The organism is Micrococcus sp. CS26 (genome assembly GCF_055522295.1).
In genome coordinates this window covers 43,409-49,922 of sequence record NZ_JBVFVY010000018.1, presented here as the reverse complement: position 1 = coordinate 49,922, position 6,514 = coordinate 43,409, and the positions used below count along the sequence as shown (strand labels likewise).

Here is a 6,514-nt window from a genome sequence, read left to right as displayed (position 1 = left end):
GTGTAGCGCCCGGTGGTCGGGCGTGTCGTCTCAGACGTGGTCGCGGCCACCGTGTGATCCGTCGAGTCAACCTTCCACAGAATCCTCGAATGGAGTCATCACGATGACCGCTCCTCATATTCTCGACCCTGCCGGCCTGCTCGGAGAAGCCCTGTCTGAAGCGTCCCCGGACATGATGCGCCATCTGCTGCAGACCATGATCAACACCTTGCTGTCCGCGGATGCCGACGCGGTGGTCGGTGCCGAATGGGGCAAGCCCAGCTCCTCGCGCACTGCTCAGCGGAACGGGTACCGCCACCGGGACCTGGACACCCGGGTCGGCACCCTGGACGTGGCCATCCCCAAGCTCAGATCGGGCACGTACTTCCCGGACTGGCTACTTGAACGCAGGAAGAGAGCGGAGTCGGCGCTGATCACCGTGGTCGCTGACTGCTACCTCGCCGGGGTCTCGACCCGACGGATGGACAAGCTGGTCAAGACTCTGGGCGTCAACGCCCTGTCCAAGTCCCAAGTCTCCCGGATGGCCACCGAGCTCGACGAGCAGGTCGAGGCCTTCCGCCACCGCCCGCTCGGGGTGGCCGGCCCGTTCACGTTCGTGGCCGCCGATGCGCTGAGCATGAAGGTCCGCGAGGGCGGGCGCGTGGTCAACGCCGTGGTGCTGCTGGCCACCGGGGTCAACGCTGACGGCCACCGCGAGGTCCTGGGCCTGCGGGTCGCCACCTCGGAGACCGGGGCGGCGTGGAACGAGTTCTTCGCCGACCTGGTCGCCCGCGGCCTGGCCGGGGTCCGGTTGGTCACTTCTGACGCCCACACCGGACTCAAGGACGCCATCGCGGCGAACCTGCCCGGAGCGACGTGGCAGCGCTGCCGCACCCATTACGCGGCGAACCTGATGGGCATCACCCCGAAGAACATGTGGCCGGCCGTGAAAGCCATGCTGCACTCGGTCTATGACCAGCCCGATGCGGCCAGCGTGCACGCGCAGTTCGACCGGCTCCTGGACTACGTGAGCGGGAAGCTGCCCACCGTGGCTGAGCACCTCGACGCCGCCCGGGCGGACATCCTGGCCTTCACCACGTTCCCGAAGGACGTCTGGACGCAGGTCTGGTCGAACAACCCGGCCGAGCGGCTCAACCGGGAGATCCGCCGTCGCACCGACGCGGTGGGCATCTTCCCCAACCGGGCGGCCATCGTCAGGCTAGTGGGTGCGGTGCTGGCCGAGCAGACCGATGAATGGGCCGAGGGTCGACGCTACCTCGGTCTCGAAGTCCTGGCCCGCTGCAGGCTCACCACCGTGACCAACACCGGAGACGAGGTGGACCCCGACACCGAACTCACCCTCGGCCTCAGCGCCTGACCCCCATGAAGGATCAGACCGCTACACCATCACGAGGGGCTTGACCCGACCGTGAGCTTCTTCTGCCGGGCGCGGGCGTTCTTCGCCGCCCACGGCATCCGGATCGACAGGGTGATCACGGACAACGGCAACAACTACCGGGCCGTGGACTTCACCGCCAAGGTGGTCTCGCTCGGGGGCCGGCACCACCGGATCCGGCCCTACACGCCCCGCCATAACGGGAAGGTCGAACGCTACAACCGGCTGATGGTCGATGAGGTCCTCTACGCCCGCCCGTATACCTCAGAGACGGCCCGGCGTGAGGCCCTTCAGGTGTGGGTGAATCACTACAACTACCATCGGCCGCATACCTCCTGCGGAGATGCTCCACCGGCCTCGTTGGCCCCGGTGCGTGTCAACAACGTCATGCCCTCCTACACCTAGGCCGTCTGGTCCAAGCGATATTCATGCGGCCAGTGTCGCATCAGACGCACGCCGAGAGGCCCCTCGGCGAAAACTCCCGTGACGCATCTGCCCAGCCACTCTCCGTGTTCGGACTAAGGGCGCAAACGGTCGTGTGGGGCGGACTGAATCCTCGCCACAACCCTCGCCAGACAGCTCCCACGCGGGGCCCGCTCCGCTGGAAACCGACCCGCAGCTGGCACCCAACTCCCCCTAGGCCATTCCGGTCTTGACTGATCGTTCTGGAACGATCATTCTGTAACCATGCCCAGGCCCAGAGAGTTCAACGAAGCGACCGCCATTGCCGCGGCGGTAGACGTCTTCTGCAACCGCGGGTTCCACGCCACCTCCGTCGAGGACCTCGTGCGGGCCACGGGCGTGAACCGCAGCAGCCTCTACGGCGTCTTCGGCAGCAAGCAAGGCCTGTTCCTGCGCGCCCTCGACCACGTATGCGAGCCAGAAGTCGACCCCGCCACCCGACTGGACCTCTGCCTGGTGGCGCTGACCGATCTTGCTCCGTCCGATGAGCGCATACAGCAGAAGGTCGCCGCCGTCCTCGCCCGCTTCCACATCACCCCCGCCGTCCTCGCCGAGCGCCTGTTCACCCGAGCCGGCATCTCGACCCCGCAGAAAAGGAGCACCTCATGAGCAACAACACGGTCACCATCAAGGATGGCACCCTGACCATTGAGCCCACCGGCCTAGACAAGCTGTGGTCCTTCACTGGCAAGCTGCAGTTCCCCCTGGAGCACGTCCTGGGCGCGACCTACGATCCAGACCTGCGCAACGAGCCCAAGGGGTGGCGTGGCCCCGGACTGGGTCTGCCGAACAAGCTCTCCGGCACCTTCCACGCTGGCGGGAACAAGCAGTTCTGGAACATCTCAGGCTACGAGAAGGTCGTCGTCTTCACCCTGAGCCCGGAGGAGGAGTACGAGCGCGTGATGGTCACGGTCGAGGACCCCCACGAGGTCGTGCGGCTCGTCAACGGGGCGATCGAACCCGCCCAGAGCTAAACCATCAGAGAATCGGGGCGCCGACGGATCGCCCCGCCCGTCCGGCAAGCTCGCCCAGGCGGCACAATCGGTCGTTTGTGGCACGCGCCCCAGATGTCTCCGGCAGTCTCCCCACGTCGCCTGCTAGGCGGTGTGACTTGCGCCGATGAATGTCCGGTATCTCGCACAGATCGCTGTCCGGCATAACCTCAGCTGGAGAAGTTGGGGCGGGTGAGTTGTTGCCCTCCGCCCTGGTGTCGGAACCGCATCATGCCGGATCGTGGGCGCATGAGAGTGACAGTCCGTGGAAACCGCTTGGTGAGCCTAGGGGCTCGAATCACTGTCGACGTCCCTGAGGGTCCGACGCCAGAGGTGCGGATTCACGCGCCGTTCTGCAGGCGAGCGATTCCCGTCTCGGAGATCTCCGACATCACTTCAGCCAGTGATGACGGCATGAACCACGGACTCCTCAACTGGTTCGTCACGGGCCGCGCTTCAGCCCCCGGCGGGGTCCGCATCAACAACGGCGGTCGGGCCCGCGTCACGATCCGGACCCGTGACGGGTCGCTCTTCAACGTCGTAGTGGACGATCACGACCAGGCGAGCCGCCTGGTTGAGGATGTCCGGTCGATCAGAGCACGCTCATCCGGCTAAATCGGTCGTTAGTGACGAGGGGCCCCGCCATGCGCCGTGTGCGCCACCTCCGGCCCTGCCCGCCCGCCGCACGGCTCGCCACAACCAACCCGCTAGAGCGGCAGCCGTCCGTACGTTTCGAGCGAGCCCTGGGGTGCGCGGGGGCGCCCACCTGGACACCCAGTGTCACGCCGACCGGATCCCGCCCGATACGCGAAGAGTCCACCGCGCGTCGTGTGGAACCTTGCCTGCATCTCGACAGCAAAGGCCCTTGCCCACCGATCCGCATCGTGACACAGTTCACCCCATGATGCAGCAGCAGTGACGCCGTGGGTCCGACGACCCACCACCGGCCTCCCCGCGCGCCCGTCTCGAGCACGGCTCGACGGGTGCCTCTGCGCCCACCCCTTTCTTCAGAAAGCAGTCACCGCATGCCTGACATCATCGAATTCCCCCTGCCCGTCTCGTCGGACGACCCCCACTGGCGGGCCTACTGCCAGCTCGGAGACGAGTACAACCACGAACTGATCGGCACGACCGAGTGGGACGAGACCCCCACGGACGCGCTCATCCAGGCCGCCGCCGAGACCGACCACACGCTGCGCCGCTACCTGGCGTACGTCGACGGCGAGGCGGTCGGCTACGCCCGCGTCCTGATCAACCAGGTCGACGACCCTGACGCGGCCGCCCTCAACGTCTACGTCCACCCGCGGCACCGCGGACGCGGCCACGGCCGGGCACTGGCCGAGCGGCTCGTCCTGGACACCGCCGGCCTCACCCGTTTCGAGACCTGGCCGCTGACGCCGCGGCCGGTGGCCGGGCAACGGACGCTCACCCCGCCCAACGGCGCCGGCGCGGTGTCCGCCGAACATCCGGGTGTGCGTCTCGCCCAGTCCTACGGCTTCGCGCTCGTCCAGATCGAGCGGGTGAGCCGGTATGACTTCGCCGATCCGGGGATCGACCCCGCCGTCGCCCTGGCCGAGGCCGAACGCGTCTCGTCGGACTACGAGCTCCACGCCTGGGAGGGCGCGGCCGACGCGTCCCTGCAGGACGACCTTGCCGTCCTCAAGGCCCGCATGGCCACGGACGTGCCCTCCGGGGAACGCACCGTGGTGGAGCAGGTGTGGGACGCGGCCCGCGTGCGTCGCATGGACGAGCAGATCCTCACGACCGGGCGCCTCTTCCGCGCGGTGGCGCGGCACCGCGCCACCGGTCGGATCGTTGCCCTGAGCGAGCTGGTGGCGCCCCGCTCGCGCCCGGACGGGCTCATCGACCAGTGGGACACCATCGTGCTGCCCGAGCACCGCGGCCACCGCCTCGGCATGCGCGTGAAGGCGGCGAACCTCATCGCCGTGCGCGACGCGCTGCCCGGGGCCCGCGCGATCATCACGTGGAACGCCGAGGAGAACCGGCACATGCTCGACGTCAACGAGGCGCTGGGCTTCCGGCCCGTGCTGGCCGAGGCGTCCATGGAAGCGCCGGCACCGCTGCGACGTCGCTGACGGCCCGCGACCCGCGGCGCCGCCTCACCCCCGCTCGAGCGTCCGCTGGGCCGCCTCCCGCACCGCCCGCGTGAGCCGCACCAGGCGCGTCACGGGCAGTGTGGCCGCCTGCCAGTACAGGGGCACGAGGACGTCGTCGAGCCCGGGCACGCGGACCAGCCGGCCGGCGCGCACGTCCTCGACGGCCTGGGCGTCCACGAGCATCCCCCACCCCAGGCCGGCCCGGACGGACCGGTGGAACCCGTCGAACGACGGCGCCAGGTGCGTGGGCGGGGCGACGTCCAGCCCGGCGCCGCTCAGCGCGAGGCGCTGCAGGTCGTCCTTCGCGTTGTAGCGCATCATGGGCATCGCGCCGAGGTCGACGACGTCGCCCGCCGCGTGCCGGGCGAGCAGGGCGGGCGAGGCGAGCGGGACGTAGCGCATGCTCCCCAGCGGCTCCGCCGCACACCCCTGCACCGGCTGCGGCTCCGTGGTGACGGCGGCCAGCACCTCGCCCCGGCGCAGCAGCCGGGCGCTGTGGTCCTGGTCCTCGACGTGCAGGTCCAGGACCGTGTCGTCCCAGTCGGCGGCCTCGGCCAGGACGGGCCCGAACCACGTGCCCAGCACGTCGGCGGGCACGGCCAGGGAGGTGACGCTGCGCCCGGCCGCCGTGCGGCCCAGCCCGGCCCACGCCTCCTGTTCGAGCACCCGCATGTGCCGGGCCACGCGCACCAGGCCGATGCCGGCCTCGGTCGGCTCGCAGGGTGTGCCGCGCCGGAGCAGCACCTGGCCCACCTCCCGCTCCAGGGCGCGGATGCGCTGGCTGACCGCGGAGGCGCTGACGCCGAGCTCGTACGCGGCCGCTTCGAACGAGCCCTCGTCGGCGATCGCACGTAGCGCCTGCAGCTGATCCAGGTTCATGAAGTAGAGCTTAGGCACCTGCAGTTCTCTTCGTTTGGCTCAGGCCCGGCCGGGCTCTAGCGTCCTCACCCATGTGGACCCTCGCCGGCACCGGCCTGCTCACCGGACTCGCCCTCATCGTCGCCATCGGCGCCCAGAACGCCTTCGTGCTCCGCCAGGGCGTGCGCCGAGAGCATGTGGGCGCCGTCGTGCTGGTGTGCATGGCCTCGGACGCCGTGCTGATCCTGGCCGGCACCGCCGGGGTGGGCGCGCTCGTGCAGGCCGTGCCGTGGCTGCTCGAGGTGCTGCGCTGGGGCGGTGCCCTGTACCTGCTCTGGTTCGCGGTCTCCTCCCTGCGTGCCGCGCTGCGCCCGCAGGGGCTCATGGCCGAGCAGGCGCCGCGCACCGCGGGTTCGGTCATCGCCACCACGCTCGCGCTGACCTGGCTCAACCCGCACGTCTACCTGGACACCGTGGTGCTGCTGGGCAGCCTCGCCAACCAGCACGGCCCCGACGCGCGGTGGGTCTTCGCCGCCGGCGCCGTCGCCGCCTCGGTCCTGTGGTTCACCGCGCTCGGCTACGGCGCGCGCCTGCTGGCCCGGGTGCTCGCCGACCCGAAGGCGTGGCGCGTGGTGGACGTGGTGATCGCGGTGGTCATGGCGGTGCTCGCGGTCCGGCTCATCGCCGGTTCCGACGTGTGGGACTGAGCC

Annotated in this window: 6 protein-coding genes and 1 pseudogene; 6 read left to right on the top strand and 1 reads right to left on the bottom strand. The window is 69.6% G+C overall.

Annotation, left to right across the window (positions count from 1 at the left end):
* The first annotated feature begins 103 nt into the window (after positions 1–103).
* From ACZ1IK_RS08815 to ACZ1IK_RS08795, 5 genes and pseudogenes are all read left to right on the top strand, one after another.
* Complete coding sequence (locus ACZ1IK_RS08815; protein WP_078025632.1) at positions 104–1,357, top strand: IS256 family transposase; 1,254 nt, start codon at positions 104–106, stop codon at positions 1,355–1,357.
* Positions 1,358–1,405: 48 nt separating this feature from the next.
* Positions 1,406–1,780 (top strand): annotated as a pseudogene (locus ACZ1IK_RS08810) (integrase core domain-containing protein); the annotation flags it as partial.
* A gap of 282 nt (positions 1,781–2,062) precedes the next feature.
* A complete protein-coding gene (locus ACZ1IK_RS08805; protein WP_044659263.1) occupies positions 2,063–2,446 on the top strand; it encodes a TetR/AcrR family transcriptional regulator in 384 nt (127 codons plus the stop codon).
* Positions 2,443–2,811 carry a hypothetical protein gene (locus ACZ1IK_RS08800; protein WP_044659264.1) on the top strand — a complete coding sequence of 123 codons (369 nt, stop codon included), beginning with the start codon at positions 2,443–2,445 and terminating at the stop codon, positions 2,809–2,811. Before ACZ1IK_RS08805 ends, ACZ1IK_RS08800 begins: the two co-directional genes overlap by 4 nt.
* A gap of 1,043 nt (positions 2,812–3,854) precedes the next feature.
* Positions 3,855–4,925 carry a GNAT family N-acetyltransferase gene (locus ACZ1IK_RS08795; protein WP_010080043.1) on the top strand — a complete coding sequence of 357 codons (1,071 nt, stop codon included), beginning with the start codon at positions 3,855–3,857 and terminating at the stop codon, positions 4,923–4,925.
* 24 nt (positions 4,926–4,949) lie between these two features.
* On the opposite strand, the gene ACZ1IK_RS08790 is transcribed toward ACZ1IK_RS08795, so the two are convergent.
* On the bottom strand, positions 4,950–5,825 hold the full coding sequence (locus ACZ1IK_RS08790; protein ID WP_012751104.1) for an ArgP/LysG family DNA-binding transcriptional regulator: 876 nt from the start codon (positions 5,823–5,825) through the stop codon (positions 4,950–4,952).
* Between the two features lie 71 nt (positions 5,826–5,896).
* Between ACZ1IK_RS08790 and lysE the strand changes: the two genes are divergently transcribed.
* On the top strand, positions 5,897–6,511 hold the full coding sequence (lysE, locus tag ACZ1IK_RS08785) for an L-lysine exporter (RefSeq protein WP_036339513.1): 615 nt from the start codon (positions 5,897–5,899) through the stop codon (positions 6,509–6,511).
* Positions 6,512–6,514 lie beyond the last annotated feature (3 nt).

What these genes read in the sequence shown, in the direction of transcription:
- ACZ1IK_RS08815 (WP_078025632.1), top strand. Translation starts at nt 104, where the DNA reads ATGACCGCTCCTCATATTCTCGACCCTGCCGGCCTGCTCGGAGAAGCC.
- ACZ1IK_RS08790 (WP_012751104.1), bottom strand. Translation starts at nt 5,825, where the DNA reads ATGAACCTGGATCAGCTGCAGGCGCTACGTGCGATCGCCGACGAGGGC.
- ACZ1IK_RS08800 (WP_044659264.1), top strand. Translation starts at nt 2,443, where the DNA reads ATGAGCAACAACACGGTCACCATCAAGGATGGCACCCTGACCATTGAG.
- ACZ1IK_RS08795 (WP_010080043.1), top strand. Translation starts at nt 3,855, where the DNA reads ATGCCTGACATCATCGAATTCCCCCTGCCCGTCTCGTCGGACGACCCC.
- ACZ1IK_RS08805 (WP_044659263.1), top strand. Translation starts at nt 2,063, where the DNA reads ATGCCCAGGCCCAGAGAGTTCAACGAAGCGACCGCCATTGCCGCGGCG.
- lysE (WP_036339513.1), top strand. Translation starts at nt 5,897, where the DNA reads ATGTGGACCCTCGCCGGCACCGGCCTGCTCACCGGACTCGCCCTCATC.